The 15,465-nt window shown below is 67.6% G+C and carries 15 protein-coding genes; 6 read left to right on the top strand and 9 right to left on the bottom strand.

Annotated elements, in window-relative coordinates:
- Window positions 1-104: 104 nt before the first annotated feature.
- The 3 genes from ACTMTI_RS09740 to ACTMTI_RS09730 all read right to left on the bottom strand — a co-directional run bounded on the left by ACTMTI_RS09740 (window position 105) and on the right by ACTMTI_RS09730 (window position 2,465).
- A complete protein-coding gene (locus tag ACTMTI_RS09740) occupies window positions 105-566 on the bottom strand; it encodes an FG-GAP-like repeat-containing protein (protein ID WP_441119707.1) in 462 nt (153 codons plus the stop codon).
- A 26-nt stretch (window positions 567-592) separates the two neighbouring features.
- Window positions 593-739 carry a hypothetical protein gene (locus tag ACTMTI_RS09735; RefSeq protein ID WP_441119705.1) on the bottom strand — a complete coding sequence of 49 codons (147 nt, stop codon included), beginning with the start codon at window positions 737-739 and terminating at the stop codon, window positions 593-595.
- A gap of 142 nt (window positions 740-881) precedes the next feature.
- Window positions 882-2,465, bottom strand: coding sequence for a hypothetical protein (locus ACTMTI_RS09730; RefSeq protein WP_441119703.1), 1,584 nt, complete (start codon window positions 2,463-2,465; stop codon window positions 882-884).
- A 232-nt stretch (window positions 2,466-2,697) separates the two neighbouring features.
- On the opposite strand from ACTMTI_RS09730, the gene ACTMTI_RS09725 reads away from it, so the two are divergent.
- The 6 genes from ACTMTI_RS09725 to ACTMTI_RS09700 are packed head-to-tail and all read left to right on the top strand — an operon-like array spanning window position 2,698 to window position 8,700.
- Window positions 2,698-3,825 carry an ABC transporter ATP-binding protein gene (locus ACTMTI_RS09725; RefSeq protein ID WP_441119701.1) on the top strand — a complete coding sequence of 376 codons (1,128 nt, stop codon included), beginning with the start codon at window positions 2,698-2,700 and terminating at the stop codon, window positions 3,823-3,825.
- Window positions 3,818-4,912 (top strand): ABC transporter ATP-binding protein, encoded by a 1,095-nt coding sequence (locus ACTMTI_RS09720; RefSeq protein ID WP_441119699.1) that lies wholly within the window; start codon window positions 3,818-3,820, stop codon window positions 4,910-4,912. Before ACTMTI_RS09725 ends, ACTMTI_RS09720 begins: the two co-directional genes overlap by 8 nt.
- Window positions 4,909-5,808 carry a carbohydrate ABC transporter permease gene (locus ACTMTI_RS09715; protein WP_441119697.1) on the top strand — a complete coding sequence of 300 codons (900 nt, stop codon included), beginning with the start codon at window positions 4,909-4,911 and terminating at the stop codon, window positions 5,806-5,808. The genes ACTMTI_RS09720 and ACTMTI_RS09715 overlap by 4 nt, the downstream gene beginning before the upstream one ends.
- A 4-nt stretch (window positions 5,809-5,812) precedes the next feature.
- Window positions 5,813-6,634: a carbohydrate ABC transporter permease gene (locus ACTMTI_RS09710; protein ID WP_441119695.1), complete on the top strand. Its 822-nt coding sequence runs from the start codon at window positions 5,813-5,815 to the stop codon at window positions 6,632-6,634.
- Window positions 6,635-6,636: 2 nt separating this feature from the next.
- Window positions 6,637-6,912 (top strand): DUF2160 domain-containing protein, encoded by a 276-nt coding sequence (locus ACTMTI_RS09705; protein WP_441119693.1) that lies wholly within the window; start codon window positions 6,637-6,639, stop codon window positions 6,910-6,912.
- A gap of 18 nt (window positions 6,913-6,930) precedes the next feature.
- Window positions 6,931-8,700 carry an ABC transporter substrate-binding protein gene (locus ACTMTI_RS09700; RefSeq protein WP_441119692.1) on the top strand — a complete coding sequence of 590 codons (1,770 nt, stop codon included), beginning with the start codon at window positions 6,931-6,933 and terminating at the stop codon, window positions 8,698-8,700.
- A gap of 43 nt (window positions 8,701-8,743) precedes the next feature.
- Here ACTMTI_RS09700 and ACTMTI_RS09695 read toward each other — a convergent pair whose 3' ends face one another.
- From ACTMTI_RS09695 to ACTMTI_RS09670, 6 genes are all read right to left on the bottom strand, one after another.
- Entirely contained in the window at window positions 8,744-9,847 is a 1,104-nt protein-coding gene (locus ACTMTI_RS09695; RefSeq protein WP_441119690.1) for a hypothetical protein, read from the bottom strand.
- Complete coding sequence (locus ACTMTI_RS09690; RefSeq protein WP_441119688.1) at window positions 9,837-11,117, bottom strand: Gfo/Idh/MocA family protein; 1,281 nt, start codon at window positions 11,115-11,117, stop codon at window positions 9,837-9,839. The genes ACTMTI_RS09695 and ACTMTI_RS09690 overlap by 11 nt, the downstream gene beginning before the upstream one ends.
- 9 nt (window positions 11,118-11,126) lie before the next feature.
- Window positions 11,127-12,416, bottom strand: a complete 1,290-nt coding sequence (locus ACTMTI_RS09685) for an extracellular solute-binding protein (RefSeq protein WP_441119686.1) — start codon at window positions 12,414-12,416, stop codon at window positions 11,127-11,129.
- Window positions 12,417-12,458: 42 nt separating this feature from the next.
- Window positions 12,459-13,325, bottom strand: coding sequence for a carbohydrate ABC transporter permease (locus ACTMTI_RS09680; RefSeq protein ID WP_441119685.1), 867 nt, complete (start codon window positions 13,323-13,325; stop codon window positions 12,459-12,461).
- Entirely contained in the window at window positions 13,309-14,268 is a 960-nt protein-coding gene (locus tag ACTMTI_RS09675; RefSeq protein ID WP_441119684.1) for a carbohydrate ABC transporter permease, read from the bottom strand. The genes ACTMTI_RS09680 and ACTMTI_RS09675 overlap by 17 nt, the downstream gene beginning before the upstream one ends.
- 214 nt (window positions 14,269-14,482) lie before the next feature.
- A complete protein-coding gene (locus tag ACTMTI_RS09670) occupies window positions 14,483-15,436 on the bottom strand; it encodes a LacI family DNA-binding transcriptional regulator (protein ID WP_441119683.1) in 954 nt (317 codons plus the stop codon).
- Window positions 15,437-15,465: the final 29 nt, after the last annotated feature.

Raw genomic sequence — 15,465 nt, 5'->3', positions numbered from 1 at the left:
GTGCTTGGTGGCATCGGCCACGGCCTGCGAAACTCGGCAAAACTCACAAAGCCACGACCTGCACGGATGACATTTTCGGCAGGGAAAAAGACGACTCCTGGCAATCAAAGGGTTTGCGAGCACGCCACGGTAGCGGGCGCCTGGGCAGAGCCCATGTAGAACCGCCATGCAGGGACTCCCGGATCGCCACACGTCCCGCGATAGGCGATGTCGTCCTTGCCGTCGCCGTTGTGGTCGACGACCCGCATGCCGAAATGCGGCGTGATGGATCCGTCAAGATACGGCTCGGAGCCCCACTGTTTGGCGGCGAAGACGTTGCCCGTGGTGCTGATGTGGGCGCGCATGCACGCGGTCGTGGAACCGCATCGGCCAAGATAGGCGATGTCATCGCGACCGTCTCCGTCGAAGTCGCGATCTGAAGGCCGTATTCGTCTGTCTCGTCCGGGTCCCAGTACACGCCGTTGCCCCAGTCGCCCATGGAGAAGCTGCCGTCGAACTGGCCGCTCAGCACCCGCCAGCCGCTCAGCAACCCTGTCACGACCGCGATCACGACAGTTAACGAACACATCAGACGAGTCATGTGATCATCGTCTCAGCTCATCGTCAGCGGTTGATCGGGGTGAGGCGCGAGGCCCACGGCGTTCTTCTCGAGCGCGGTCTGGAAGGAATACCGGCCGCTGGAGACGTCGATTTCCGTGGCCACGACCCGGCCGAACGACGTGGTTCGGTCGCTCCTCACGTCTTCGCCTTGCTGAGGTGTTCGCGCTCGGCAACCTACGATCGAGCGATATACCGCCGGTATGCCTCGTCACGTGGATGCGCAGATCAGCGTCATGGTTGATGAGTGAGCGTGCGGAAAATCGACGACGCCTGACACTCGCCTAGCCCATGACGTAGGGGCTGGAATTGCTCTGGCCGGCCTCGTTCGTGGCGGTGATCGAGGTCCACGGGCCCTGCGGTACGTGCGGCGCCCAGGCGGACTCGAGCCGGTCCCGCCCGTACCACTCCTGCTTGACGACCACCCCCTGCGGGTCGAAGCGCAACGTGCCGCCGCGCAGGTTGTAACCCTCGACGAGGATCCCGGCCCGCCCGTTCATGTCCTTCCTGATCGCGTTGACGATGATCGGCTGCTGCCACTCACGGGCGATGTCGTCGGCGAGCGAGGGCGTGTCGTACCGGGACTGGCAGGTGAAGAAGGGATCCCACCCGTAAGAGATGATCTTTCGGGCGTAGGGCCCCGCCGCCATCACCTGCCGATCGAGCCGGTTCTTCGTCGTACGCCCCCGCAACGGCAGCGGATCCACCCTCCCGCACTCCCCCTCCACCTGCGTGGGCTCGAACCCCTCCACGTTCACCCACAGCTCCACCCCGGACGGCACCCGCCGGGCCGCCGCCTCGATGTAGTCGTGGGTGTTCCCGTAGTACGCCTGCCCGTAGCCGACCTCCCCCACGAGGGGCACCAGCCGCGCGTCCACCCGGGCATCACGTTGATCGGCCCCGTACACCGGCACCTTGCCCGTCCCCCGCCCATCCTGTACGGCGATCGCCATGGGGGCACCGGCCCGCGTCGCGGCGATGTCGGCCATGCCCTCCTCCGCCTGCTCCGGCGGGAACCCGCGCCCGCGACGGGCATCGATGTACGGGCTGACCAGGATCTTCTTGCCGGGCAGCGCGGCGGCGACCACCGCGTGCTGGGCCGCGTACAGCTCGATGATCGGGTCCTTCGCCCCTCGCTCCCGCATGGCCAGCTCGAACGACTGGTAAACCCCGGGGAACGCCGCCGACCCGCCGAACCGCGCCCGGTAGTCGGCGAGCACGCGCGCGGTGAAGGCGCCGAGCGCGCCGGTGTGCGCGTGGTCGGGCTCCCACGGCTTGCCCGCCTGCTGCGGGGCGGCGGGCAGCCCGGGGAACACCGCCATCCCGTACGCCGCCGCCTCCGTCATCAGGTTGCCGAGACCGTCGCCGTCCGTGGAGATCAGCACGAGGTCGTGCACGCGGTCGTCGCAGGAGGCGGCCAGCGACACCCGGTAGAAGATCCGGCCACCGCTCTCGATCCGCCGGTCCAGCCCGGGGCAGCGCAGCAGGCCGGCGCCGAACTCCTCGCTGGTCACGTACGTGTAGATCTGCCGGATCTCCTTGCCCGGCACCTCGGCGCAGGGCCGTCCGTCCACGACGCAGCCGGCGACCTCGGGACCCTGGCCCACGCTGAACCGCGGCCCGAACGTGACCAGCGTGTCCGCGCCGATGGCGTGGATCGCCTCGACCATCCGCCGGGTCACGCACGGATCGGCCCGCGGCATGACCCAGTAGCCGGTGACCGCGTACGGCGCCACCACCCGCGTGTCCCGGGGGGAGCACTCCCCTGGCCGTGCCTCGTTCGAAGGGCCGTCCGGCACGACGAGACCCACCACGAAGGCGATCGCCACAACCACCCACAGGATCCGGTGCACCCACGCCCCTTCCACGCCGGCTCCAGCCTACTGACCTCCGGCCGCGGCGCCGGTCCGGAGCCGTCGTTTGGTGCCGCCCGGATATCGGGAATTGTCCTAAGCCGATATGTTCCGGATTTTCGCCCATTGACCGTCATGACCAGGCAGGACGGCCATTCACCGTCTTCTCGATCTCAAATCGTGACCTGACAACCGTCACATCCTTCACAGCCACACCACATGCCCTCTTTGCACACAGTTGCAGATCATGTTAGATGGAGGTGAGCAGAGAGGACCGGGCAAAGTGACGCTGATTCTCGATGGCGTCTTCGTACGGCAACGCGGAGAGACCTGGCTCGACGACATTCGCCTGGAATTATCAAATGGAATGACCACGCTCGTCGGCCCCATGACCGCGGGAAAGACGACATTGATGCGCGTCGCCGCCGGATTGCTGTCCCCGGACTCCGGCCGCGTCCTGGTCGGCGGAAAAGACGTCACCAGAATTTCGGTGCGAAAAAGATCCGTCGCCTTCGTCTATCAGCAATTCATCAATTACCCGTCGCTGACGATCTACGAGAACATCGCCTCCCCGCTCCGCCTGGACCCGGGATTCCGCCGTGACGGGATCGACCGGCGGGTCCGCGAAGTGGCCGAGCTCATGGGCATCACCGGCCTGCTCGGCCGCCGGCCCGCGGAGCTGTCCGGCGGCCAGCAGCAGCGCACCGCCATCGCCCGCGCGCTGGCGCGCCCCGTGGACGTGCTGCTCCTCGACGAACCCCTCGCCAACCTGGACTTCAAGCTACGCGAGCAGTTACGCGCCGACCTGAAGGCCATGTTCGCCGACGCGCCGGGCGTGGTCCTCTACTCCACCGCCGATCCCAACGAGGCGCTGACGTTCGCCGCGCCCACCGTGGTCCTGGGCGAGGGCCGGGTCCAGCACGTCGGCGACGTCGCGGACATGTACGCGCACCCGCCGACGTTGGCCGTCGCCGCCACGCTCAGCGATCCCCCGCTCAACCTGCTGCCCGCCGTCGTCCGCGACGGCCGGATCGAGGTCCTCGGCACGTCGTTCCCCGCACCCCGCGCACACGCCTCCGGCCACGAGGTCGTGCTCGGGATCCGCCCTCACCAGGTGAGGATCCAGCGGAACGGCTCCAGCGCGCTGGAACTGCCCGCCGAGATCAGGATCGCCGAGGTGACCGGCAGCGCGACGTTCCTGCATCTGCTGCTGCAGGGCGACCGCCACCTGGTCGCCCATCTGCCGGGCCCTCAGCTCTTCACGCCCGGTGAGTCCACGGTCGCGTACGTGGACCCCGCGCACATCTTCGTCTTCGACGAGGCCGGCGGGCGACTGCTGGCCACCAGCGCCGCGGAGGTCGACCTGCATGGCTGACATTCGCCTGGAAGGCGTGGGACACAGTTACGACGGCGGCGAGACGTGGGCGCTCAAGCCGATGACGTGGACGTGGCAGAGCACGCGGGCGTACGCGCTGCTCGGGCCGAGCGGCTGCGGCAAGACGACGCTGCTCAACATCATCTCCGGGCTGCTCACGCCCACGGTGGGCACGATCTGGTTCGACGACCGCGAGGTCACCGACGTGCCGACGGCGGGCCGCAACATCGCGCAGGTCTTCCAGTTCCCGGTGTTGTACGAGGAGATGTCGGTTTACGACAACCTCGCCTTCCCCCTGCGCAACCGGAAATATCCCAAGAAGGAGATAGACCGCCGCGTCCGCGAGGTCTCCCAGTTGCTCGGCCTCGACCACGTCCTGCGCCGCCGGTCGCGCAGGCTGGACGCGGGCCGGCAGCAGATCGTCAGCCTGGGCCGCGGGCTGGTGCGCTCCGAGGTGGCGGCGGTGCTGCTGGACGAGCCGCTCACGGTGGTGGACCCGGCGCTGAAGTGGACGTTGCGCAGCAAGCTCAAGGAGATCCACCGCGACACCGGCCACACGCTGATCTACGTCACCCACGACCAGACCGAGGCGCTGACGTTCGCCGACGAGGTGGTGGTGCTCAACGAGGGGGCGATCGTGCAGGCGGGCGAGCCGGCCGAGCTGTTCCTGTCGCCCGCGCACGAGTTCGTCGGCCACTTCATCGGCTCGCCGGGCATGAACATGCTGCCCGCCGAGATCGTCGGCGACGTCGTCCGCGTCGGGGAGGCGGACGTGGGCGCGGTGCCGGAGGGCTTGCCGCCGGGCCCGGTGCGGATCGGGGTGCGGCCGGAGTTCGTCGAGATCACCGGCACCCGGCGCTCCCCCGGCGTGCCGGCCCGGGTGACCGGGGTCGACCGCATGGGCGCGTACGACCTGGTCCACGCCATGGTCGGCGAGCACCCGGTGATCGCCAGGACCGCGGCGGACGCCGGCTACCAGCCGGGCGCGGTCGAGTTCCTGCACTTCCCCGCGGAGCGCACGTTCCTGTTCCGCGACCAGGTCAGGTGCGGCTCGCTCGCGCCGCTGAACGGAAGGGGCCCGGAGTGAGCACCCCAGCCCCCGAAACGGAGACGCGCACGGATCTGCGGCGGAAGGACAACCGGGCCTGGTGGCTGGTGCTGCCGGTGGTCGTGTCGGTGGCGTTCACGGCGATCATCCCGCTGATGACCGTGGTCAACTTCTCGGTGCAGGACGTCTTCAGCCCCAGCGACCGGGTGTTCGTCGGCCTGGACTGGTTCTACGAGGCGGTGCGGCGGCCCGAGAACCGCGAGGCGTTCGTCAGGACGCTGCTGTTCTCCGCGCAGGTGCTGCTGATCGAGATCCCGCTCGGGGTGGCGATCGCGGTGGCGATGCCGCGCCGCGGGTTCTGGGTGCCGGTGGCGCTGGTGCTGGTCGCGCTGCCGCTGCTCATCCCGTGGAACGTGGTCGGCACGATCTGGCAGATCTTCGCCCGCGCCGACATCGGGCTCGGCGGCTGGACGATCAACAACATCCTCGGCATCGGGTTCAACTACACGCTCGACTCCACCGACGCCTGGATCACGATCCTGGTCATGGACGTGTGGCATTGGACGCCGCTGGTGGCGCTGCTGGCGTACGCGGGGCTGCGGTCGATCCCGGAGCCGTATTTCCAGGCCGCGCAGATCGACGCCGCCTCCGGGTGGGCCACCTTCCGCCACATCCAGTTGCCCAGGCTGCGCGGGGTGCTGACGATCGCGATCCTGCTCAGGTTCATGGACAGCTTCATGATCTACACCGAGCCGTTCGTGGTGACGGGCGGCGGACCCGGCAACGCCACGTCGTTCCTGAGCATCCTGCTGTCGAAGATGGCCGTCGGGCAGTTCGACGTGGGGCCCGCGGGCGCGTTCTCGCTGGTCTACTTCTTGATCGTGCAGATCCTCTGCTACGTCTTCTTCACCGTGCTGACCAGGTCGGGGAGGTGACGCGATGACCAGGCACACCGGACGCCGGCTGCCGTGGGCCCGCACGGTCTTCTGGCTGTACGTGGCCACGCTGATGCTGCCGCTGCTGTGGATGTTCGGCATGTCGATCCGTCCGAACGAGGACATCCTCGGCAGCTTCTCGCTCATCCCGCAGCGCGTGACGTTCGACAACTACGTCACGTTCTTCACGGACGCGTCGTGGTATTCGAGTTATCTGAACTCCATCATCTACACGTCGATGAACGCGGTGATGTCGCTCATCGTGGCGCTGCCCGCGGCGTACGCGTTCTCGCGTTTCCGTTTCGCCGGCGACAAGCACCTGTTCTTCTGGCTGCTGACGAACCGCATGGCGCCGCCGGCGGTTTTCCTGCTGCCGTTCTTCCAGATTTACCAGAGCGTCGGCCTGTTCGACACGCACCTCGGGGTCGCGATCGCGCACATGCTCTTCAACGTCCCGCTCGCGGTCTGGATCCTGGAGGGCTTCATGTCCGGAATCCCCCGGGAAATCGACGAGACCGCGGCGGTCGACGGCTATTCGCTGCCCCGCTTCTTCGTCCGCATTTTCCTGCCGATGATCCGCTCCGCGATCGGCGTGACCCTGTTCTTCTGCTTCATGTTCAGCTGGGTCGAGCTGCTGATAGCCAGGACGATCACCTCGGTGGACGCGAAACCGATCGCCGCCACCATGACGAGGACCGTGAGCGCGGCGGGAGTCGACTGGGCCCTGCTGGCCACGGCGGGGGTGCTGACCATCGTCCCGGGCGCGATCGTCATCTGGTTCGTGCGCAACTACATCGCCAAGGGCTTCGCGTTGGGAAGGGTCTAGCGATGCTCGAATGGATGGTCTGGACCCTCCCCACGGCCCTGGTGTTCATCGGGCTCGCGGTGCTGCTCGTCGTCATGGCGATCTGGGGCCGCATCTCCCCTCCCGTGGCGAGGCGAGGTTTCCTGCGCATCGAGACCGACCGGGGCGACCGGCTGTACATCGGCCTGATCAGCGCCGCGGTCGTACTGGCCGGCTGGATGGCCGTCACCGACCTGTCCATGTGGCTCGCGCTCGGCTGCGCGCTGCTGGTGGTGGTCGTGATCGGGATATGGGGCTAACAGAAGAGGAGCCAAGCGATGGGGCATAGGACACGCATGTCCGCGGCCGTAGGTGTGGCCGCGCTCGTCCTGATAGCGGCCGGCTGCACGCAGAGCGCGGGCAAGCCCACGAGCGACTTCAAGGAGGCCGACGGCAAGGCCGCGGCACAACGCTGGGTGTCGGAGGAGTTCACGCCCAGCACGCTGTCCAAGGACCAGCAACTGGCGGAAATGGACTGGTTCACCAAGGCCGCGGCCCCGTACCGGGGCATGCAGATCAACGTGGTGTCCGAGACGATCACCACGCACGAGTACGAGTCCCAGCAGCTCGCCAAGGCGTTCACCGAGATCACCGGGATCAAGATCAAGCATGACCTGATCCAGGAAGGTGACGTCGTCGAGAAGCTCCAGACGCAGATCCAGGGCAACCAGAACATCTACGACGCCTACGTCAACGACTCCGACCTCATCGGCACCCACTCGCGCGGCGACTACGTGATCCCGCTGTCGGACTACATGGCCGGCGAGGGCAAGAACGTCACCTCGCCCACGCTCGACCTGAACGACTTCATCGGCATCAGCTTCACCACCGGCCCGGACAAGAAGATCTACCAGCTGCCCGACCAGCAGTTCGCGAACCTCTACTGGTTCCGCTACGACTGGTTCACCGACCCGGAGATCAAGAAGCAGTTCAAGGACGCCTACGGGTACGACCTGGGCGTGCCGGTCAACTGGGCGGCGTACGAGGACATCGCCGACTTCTTCACCAACAAGGTCAACGGCAACGGGACCATCGACGGCAAGAAGACCTACGGCCACATGGACTACGGCAGGAAGGATCCGTCACTGGGCTGGCGCTTCACCGACGCCTGGCTGTCCATGGCGGGCAACGGCGACCCCGGCATCCCCAACGGCCTGCCGGTGGACGACTGGGGCATCAGGGTCGAGAACTGCCGCCCGGTCGGCTCGTCGGTCACCCGCGGCGGCGACACCAACGGCCCCGCCTCCGTCTACGCGCTCACCAAGTACGTGGACTGGCTGAAGAAGTACGCCCCCAAGGAAGCGGCCGGGATGAACTTCAGCGAGGCCGGACCGGTGCCCGCCCAGGGCAACGTCGCCCAGCAGATCTTCTGGTACACGTCGTTCACGGCCGACATGACCAAGGAAGGGCTGCCGGTCGTCAACAGCGACGGCACCCCGAAGTGGCGCATCGCGCCGAGCCCGCACGGCGCGTACTGGAAGGAGGGCAACAAGCTCGGCTACCAGGACGCGGGCTCGTGGACGCTGCTGAAGAGCACACCTGAGGACCGCAGGGCCGCGGCCTGGCTGTACGCGCAGTTCGTCACGTCGAAGACGGTGTCGCTGAAGAAGTCGATCGTCGGGCTGACGTTCATCAGGGACTCCGACATCAAGAGCGAATACTTCGCCGAGAACTCCAAGAAGTACGGCGGCCTCATCGAGTTCTACGGCTCCCCGGCACGCAAGCAGTGGACGCCCACCGGGACGAACGTGCCGGACTACCCGAAGCTGGCCCAGCTCTGGTGGCAGAACGTGGCCACCGCAGTGACCGGCGAGACGACGCCCCAGCAGTCCATGGACAATCTGGCCAAGCAGCAGGACGACATCCTGTCCCGGCTGGAGCGGCGCGGCTACGGCGGCAACTGCGCGCCGAAGCTGAACCCGGAGCGCCCCGCCCAATACTGGTACGACCAGCCGGGCGCGCCCGCGCCGAAGCTGGCCGACGAGCGCGGCAAGCCGGAGACGCTCGACTACGACAAGCTCATCGCCCAATGGAAGGCAGGCGACTGACGGAGGTGGCGCCGCCGCCCGTGGCAGGCCGGGCGGCGGCAGGTCATCGGAGGTGGCCGGCCAGCCAGTCGAAGGCCAGCTCCTGCCTGGGCACGTCGAAGCTGTGCGGCACGTCGGCGAACACCGCCTCGTACGCGCCGGGCGCGTCGCGATAGCGCTCGCTGATCGTCGCGTGGGCGCGGCGCATGCCCGGTTCCGGGAAGAGCGCGTCGCGGGCGGCGTACTGGACCATGAGCGGCGCGGGGGCGCGGGCGGCCGCCAGGTCGGGCCAGTCGCCGAGGCGCGGCAGGCCCGGCGGGTAGAACATCCAGGTGTGCTTGGCGATGTGCCCGTCGAGCATGTCCCGGTAGGACGACATCATCGCGGCCACCACGACCGCGCGGAGGTCCGGGTCGAACGCCCCGAGCAGCGCGGCCCGCAGCCCGCCGCCCGACAACCCGACGCACCCGACCGGCCCGACGTCGCGCCTGGATCGCAGGTACGCCGCCGCGGCCAGGTCCTCGCCCGCCACCACACCGGCGAACGACGTGCCCAGCACGGCACAGTGCTTGGCCACGACGTGCTCATGCGGCGCGGCGAGCCGGTCGTAGCGGTCGGCCTCGCTGAGCGACGCCTCCGCCGCGGCCGGAGCCGATGCGGAGCCAAGAGCCGGCGCGGGGCCAGAAGCCGGCGCGGGGGCCGCTTCCGGGTCCAGCGGGAAGCGGCGGCTGCCCCACGCGAAGACGTCGTGCGCCAGCACGGCGAACCCGCGCCGGGCCAGCTCGTTGGCGAAGGCCCGGCCGCCGTAGAGGGCATCCCTGGCCCTGACCACCTCAGGCGATGGCCCTTCGGGAGCGTCGGCGATCTTCTCTTTGCCGACCCACTTCATCCCGCCGTGGCAGTGCAGCGCCACCACGCCCGGCAGCGGCCCCACCGCGTCACGGGGACGCAGCAGAAACGCATGGGTGCGCGGCCCGAACCCCACCGACCAGGACAGTTCCTCCCCGGTGAGGTCGGCGTCCGTCCACGAGCGCTCGACCCGCACGTCATGAGCGGCGAGGTCGAGCACTCCCATGGCGGCACGCGCCGCCGCCCGCAGCTCGGGCCCCGGAAGCTCCGGATACACCCCGAGCTGCGCCGCGGCGATCCCGGCCAGCTCAGCGAACACGCGTGCCGTCGTCCACCAGGTGCACGGGCTCGCCGGTCGCGGCCGAGACGTTGGCCGCGTGACCCGTCAGCACGCTGCGGATCCCGTCGCGGTAGCCGGCCTGCCGGGCCAGCGGGTCGTCGCCGGGCCCGCGGAAGACGTCGTTCAGCAGCAGACGGTCGCCGCCGCCGTGCCCGCCGGCCCCGCTCTCGATGGGAACCTCCTCCGGCTCGCTCCAGTGGCGGTGCAGGGTGAGCCGCTCCCAGGACCCGGTCGCGTGCTGCTTGGAGGCGGCGCTCGGGTCGATGGCCGCGTGCGGCGGGGTCCACTCCCGCTCGACCACCTCCAGCTGCAGCCGCCCCGCGGTGCCGTTGAACGCCACCCGGTAGCCCTCGAAGGGCGAGTAGGCGTTGAGCGAGTAGGTCAGCACGGCCCGGTTGGTGTAGCGGACCATCACCGACATGGTGTCGTCGATGGTGATCCCGTCGCTGAAGACGTCCTGGTCGCGGATGTAGCCGTCCTCGTGCTCGGCGTCCAGGTAGAGCCGCTTGAGCCGGGGATCGGCGGAAATGTCCTGGATGAACGGGTCCGTGCCGAGCCCGGGGGCGCCCTGCCCGCGCGCGGGGCGGTCGCCCAGACCGCGCTCGCGTGCGTTCTCCGAGCCGTAGAAGCGCAGATCGGCCTGGGCGAAGACGGTCTGAGGGGCGCTCGCGAGCCACCAGTTGACCAGGTCGAAGTGGTGGGTGGACTTGTGGACGAGCAACCCGCCGGAGTTGACCCGCTCGCGGTGCCAGCGGCGGAAGTAGTCGGCGCCGTGGATGGTGTCGAGCGTCCACTCGAAGTGCACGGAGGTCACCGTGCCGATCGAGCCCTCCTGCAGGAGGCGGCGCACGGCCGAGTTACGCGGCGAGTAGCGGTAGTTGAAGGTGACGATCAGCTTGCCGGTGCTGCGCTCGGCCGCCTCGGCGATGGCCGCGCAGCTGTCGGCGTCCACCGTGAGCGGCTTCTCCACGATGACGTCACGGCCGGCGTCGAGCGCCGCGCACACGTAGCGTGCGTGCGTGGCGTCGACCGTCGTGACGATGACCGCGTCGGCGAGCTCGAGCACCTTGTCGAACTCCGCGGGGGCGAAGCACGGCACCTCCTGACCGATCCGCTCGACGTAGTAGTCCATGCGGGTCCGGTTGGTGTCGCACAGGGCGACGATGGTGCCGGCGTCACGCCACTCCCCGAGCAGCGCGTCGACGTACATCTGCGCGCGGTGCCCGAGCCCGACGAACGCGTACTTCATGTCTCTCCTTTAGCCTGCGATGGAGGCGTTCGCCTCCGTGATGAACTTCTGCGCGGCGTCGTCCGGGGTCATCCTGCCGAACAGGACCTCCTCGGAGTACCGCGTGAGGATGTCCTCCATGGCGCTGGCGCCCTTCGGCGGAGCGGCGGGCGGGTCGGCCAGCTCGGTCTTGACCTTGTCGAGGAAGTCCAGCGTCTTCTTGTCCGAGGCCGGGAGCTTGTCCTTGACCGCCGCCAGCACCTTGGAACTGGCCGGCAGGCCGCGGTCGCTGAGGATGATCTGGCCCGCCTCCGGGTCGTTGACCATGAAGTCGATGAACTTGGCGGCCTCGGCCGCGCGCTCGGTCTTCGACGAGGCGGTGTAGAACATCGCGGGCTGCATGAACATGCCGCTCGTGGTGGCGCCCTCCGCCTTCGGCATCCGGAGCAGGTCCACTTCCTTGCCCGACGCCTTGTTGATGCCGCCGAGCTGGTTGCTCCACCACATGCCCATCGCGCCGGTGCCGGTGGCCAGCAGCGACTGGTCCACGCTCTGGGCGCCGATCTCGGCGGTCTTGGCGGCGTCAGGCGAGCCCTTGGTCTTGATCAGGTTCAGGTGGATGTTCCACCAGTCCTTGATGGTCTGGGGCGAGACGCCGATCTTGTTGCCGTTGTAGAAGGGCTCGCCCTTCTGCGCGGCGAAGATCTGGAGGTAGGCCGGGTTGAAGCTCTGCTGCGTGCCGTAGATCTTCCCGCCGCTCTTGGTGGTGACCTCCGACGCCAGTTTGACGTAGTCATCCCAGGTCCACTTGGTGTCGTCGGGGAGCTTCTGCCCCGCGGCCTCCAGCTCGGTCGGGCTGACGACCAGGGAGAAGGCGTTGACGCCGGTGGGGATGGCGTACTGCTTGCCGTCGATGGCGCCGGTGGCCAGCACCTTGGCGTCCATGTCGGCGGTGTTGACCTTGCCGGCCATGTCGGCCAGCGTGCCGCGGTCGGCGTACTCGCGCAGGCCGCGGATCTCGATGGTCATGACGTCGGGCGCGTCGTTGGCCGCGACCTTCGTGGACAGCGTCTCGTAGTAGGCCGCGAAGTCGGAGAACTCGCCTTCGACGTCGATGTTCGGGTTCTTCGCCTCGAACTTCTTGATCGCCTCTTCGGTCATCTTCTGCCGCGCGTCGCTGCCCCAGTAGGAGAAGCGCAGCTTGATCTTGCCGTCGGCGCTTTCACCGCCGCCACTGCTGCCGCTACCGCAGGCCGCGGTGACCGCCAGCACAGCGGTGGCGAGCAATGCCGCCGACCACATCTTCTTGCCAGAGCTCACGGCTCTACCTCCTATGGGTCTTCTTTGTGGGGGGTGGAGGAACTACTTCAGTCCCGTGGTGGCCACACCACGGATCAGGTATTTCTGACCGGCCAGGAAAAAGCCGAAGATCGGACCGAGCGCGATGATCGACATGGCGAACATGGGACCCCATGACGAGTCGCTGCTGGCGTCCAGGAAGGTGCGGAGCGCGACCGGGACGGTGAAGTTGTCCGGGTTGTTGAGGTAAAGGAGCTGGCTGAGGAAGTCGTTCCACGTCCAGATGAACGTGAAGATCGCGGTCGTGGCCAGCGCCGGCAGGCAGAGCGGCATGACGACTCTGATGAAGATGCGCCAATAGCCCGCTCCATCGATCTCGGCAGCCTCGTCCAGTTCCCTGGGCAGCGTACGGATGAACTGGACCATGAGGAAGACGAAGAACGCGTCCGTCGCCAGGATCTTGGGCATGACCAGCGGCCAGATCGTGTTGATCAGATCGAGCTCGGAGAACATGATGTACTGCGGCACGATCACCACATGGTGCGGCAGCATGATCGTGCCCAGCATGATCGCGAACCAGAACTTCTTCAGCGGGAAGTTCAGCCGGGCGAAGGCGTAGGCGGCCAGCGAGCAGGCCACCAGGTTCGCCACCACGGAAATGGCCGTGACGACCGCCGAGTTCCACAGGTAGTAGCCGAAGGGGTGCTTCAGCGCGGTCCAGCCCTCTGTGTAGTTCTCGAGCGTGACCTGGCTCGGCCACAGTCCCGGCTCCCGGAAGATCAATTCTTCCGGCTTGAGCGAGCTGGAGATCATCCACAGCAGCGGATAGAGCATGATCAGGCCGAAGCCGATCAGCAGGATGTGCTTGACCACCGGTCCGCCCCTGAGGGGGCGGAACAGCACCGGGACCGGCCTACTTGGTGTCGCCATAGAAGACCCAATACTTAGACGCGAGGAAGTTCACTCCGGTCAGGGCGGCGATGATGAGCAGCAGGACCCACGCCATCGCCGCGGCGTAGCCCATGTCATAGCTCTTGAACCCCTTCAAGTAGAGGTAGAGCGTGTAGAAAAGGGTGGAGTCGGCCGGGCCGCCCTTGCCGTTGCTCACGATGAACGCCTGCGTGAACGACTGGAACGACTTGATGACCTCGAGCACGAGGTTGAAGAAGATGATCGGCGTCAGCAGCGGCAGCGTGATCGAGCGGAACTGGCGCAAGGATCCGGCGCCGTCCACCGCCGCCGCCTCGTAGTAGCTGCTGGGGATCTGCCGCAACCCGGCGAGGAAGATGATCATCGGGGCGCCGAACGTCCACACGTGCAGGAGGATCAGCGTGCCCAGAGCGGTATCCGGGTCACCGACCCAGCCGGGCCCCTGGATCCCGAAGATCGAGAGGATCGCGTTGACCAGGCCGTCGGCGCCGAAGACCTTGCGCCAGAGGATCGCGATGGCGACGCTGCCACCCAGCAGCGAGGGCAGATAGAAGATGGAGCGGTAGAACGACAGGCCGCGTAGCCCCCGGTCGAGCACCAAGGCCAGCGCCAAGGCGAAGGCCAGCTGCAGCGGGACCGACACGACCACATAGATCGTGGTCACCTTCAGCGAGGCGATGAACCTCGGGTCCTCGGTGAACATCGTGACGTAGTTGTCGAAACCAACCCACTTGGCCTCTTCCAGGAGGCTGTAGTCGGTGAACGACAGGTAGAGGGAGGCGAAGATCGGGCCGATCGTGATGACGAGCAGGCCGACGAACCAGGGCGCCAGGAACAGATAGGCGGCCCTCGCCTCGCGGCGGGAACGTAGCGTGGAGCGGTGTCCGCCTCGTGGGGGCTGGGTGACCGCTTCCCGGGTCTTCACCGCCACCGAGTCAGCCATGACGGAACTCATTCGTCATTCACGGACCTTCCGGCGAGATGTGAATGGATAGCGCTTTCCTATAGCCGTGGGGAAAGTTACGTCAACCCTTTGCAGACGTTACATAGCCGTTACCGATATATCGTTACGACGTTTTCCCAGGTGACAGAGCTGACCGCCGGAGAGGTCGGACGAATTCGGATGTCGTTCGGTACAACCGGTTGCAGCCGCCGGGCTATCGTGGCGGTGCGGTGGAGTCCCTGACGACCAGGCGGGTCTCCAGCGACGTCGTGGCGCTCACTTCCTGGATGAGCAGATCGACCGCCAGCCGTCCGGCCGCCGCGGTGGGCATGGCGACGGTGGTGAGTTTGGGGCGGTTGAGCCGACCGGGCACGATATCGTCTATCCCCACGACACTGAGGTCCTCCGGCACGGTCAGCCCCAGCTCGCCGAGGCCCTCGATGAGGCCGATCGCCACCAGGTCGTTGTAGGCCAGCACGCCGGTCACCCCGGAGTCGCGCACCCGCTTCGCGGCGGCGTACCCGCCCCGCTCGGTCGGCGTGTTGGGGCCGATCACGGCCAGCTCGACGCCGGGCACCTGCTCGGCGGCCGCGCGGATCTCCGCGCTCGTCCACGAGCCGGCCGGACCCGACACCAGCGCCACGCGGCGGTGCCCGAGCCCGGCCAGGTGCTCGACCGCCAGCCGGGCGCCGTGGCCGACGTCCATCAGCACCGTGGCGGCACCGCGCAGCCGCCGGTTGATCACCACGAACGGCACCCGCTCGGCCAGCCGCTCGAGGGTCTTGTTGGAGGAGCGCGGGCTGCACAGCACCACCCCGTCCACCTGCTTGGAGAAAGCCTGAATCAGCTCCTCCTCGGCGGCCGGCTCCTCGTCGGTGTCGGCCACGAACAGGTGGTAGTCGCGCTGCCGCGCGGCGGCGTGCGCGGCCTTGATCAGCGGCGGGAAGAACGGGTTGGCGATGTCGGCCACGATCAGCCCGAGGTTGTGGGTGCGCCCGGTCGTGAGCGCCCTGGCCGCGCGGTTGGGGCGGTATCCCAGTTCCTCGGCCACCGAGAGCACCCTGGTGCGGGTGGCGGCGTTCACCATGTGCGGCGCGGAGAACGTCCGCGACACGGTCGATACATGCACACCGGACGCCCGGGCCACATCACGAATCGTCACTGTCACAATCGCACACCCTAACGCAACCGCTTGCA

Source organism: Nonomuraea sp. H19 (assembly GCF_052068215.1).
Taxonomy (GTDB): Bacteria; Actinomycetota; Actinomycetes; order Streptosporangiales; family Streptosporangiaceae; genus Nonomuraea.
This window is presented reverse-complemented; position numbering and strand designations above follow the sequence as displayed.

What these genes read in the sequence shown, in the direction of transcription:
- ACTMTI_RS09680 (WP_441119685.1), bottom strand. Translation starts at nt 13,325, where the DNA reads ATGGCGACACCAAGTAGGCCGGTCCCGGTGCTGTTCCGCCCCCTCAGG.
- ACTMTI_RS09710 (WP_441119695.1), top strand. Translation starts at nt 5,813, where the DNA reads ATGACCAGGCACACCGGACGCCGGCTGCCGTGGGCCCGCACGGTCTTC.
- ACTMTI_RS09705 (WP_441119693.1), top strand. Translation starts at nt 6,637, where the DNA reads ATGCTCGAATGGATGGTCTGGACCCTCCCCACGGCCCTGGTGTTCATC.
- ACTMTI_RS09720 (WP_441119699.1), top strand. Translation starts at nt 3,818, where the DNA reads ATGGCTGACATTCGCCTGGAAGGCGTGGGACACAGTTACGACGGCGGC.
- ACTMTI_RS09675 (WP_441119684.1), bottom strand. Translation starts at nt 14,268, where the DNA reads ATGGCTGACTCGGTGGCGGTGAAGACCCGGGAAGCGGTCACCCAGCCC.
- ACTMTI_RS09700 (WP_441119692.1), top strand. Translation starts at nt 6,931, where the DNA reads ATGGGGCATAGGACACGCATGTCCGCGGCCGTAGGTGTGGCCGCGCTC.
- ACTMTI_RS09725 (WP_441119701.1), top strand. Translation starts at nt 2,698, where the DNA reads ATGTTAGATGGAGGTGAGCAGAGAGGACCGGGCAAAGTGACGCTGATT.
- ACTMTI_RS09690 (WP_441119688.1), bottom strand. Translation starts at nt 11,117, where the DNA reads ATGAAGTACGCGTTCGTCGGGCTCGGGCACCGCGCGCAGATGTACGTC.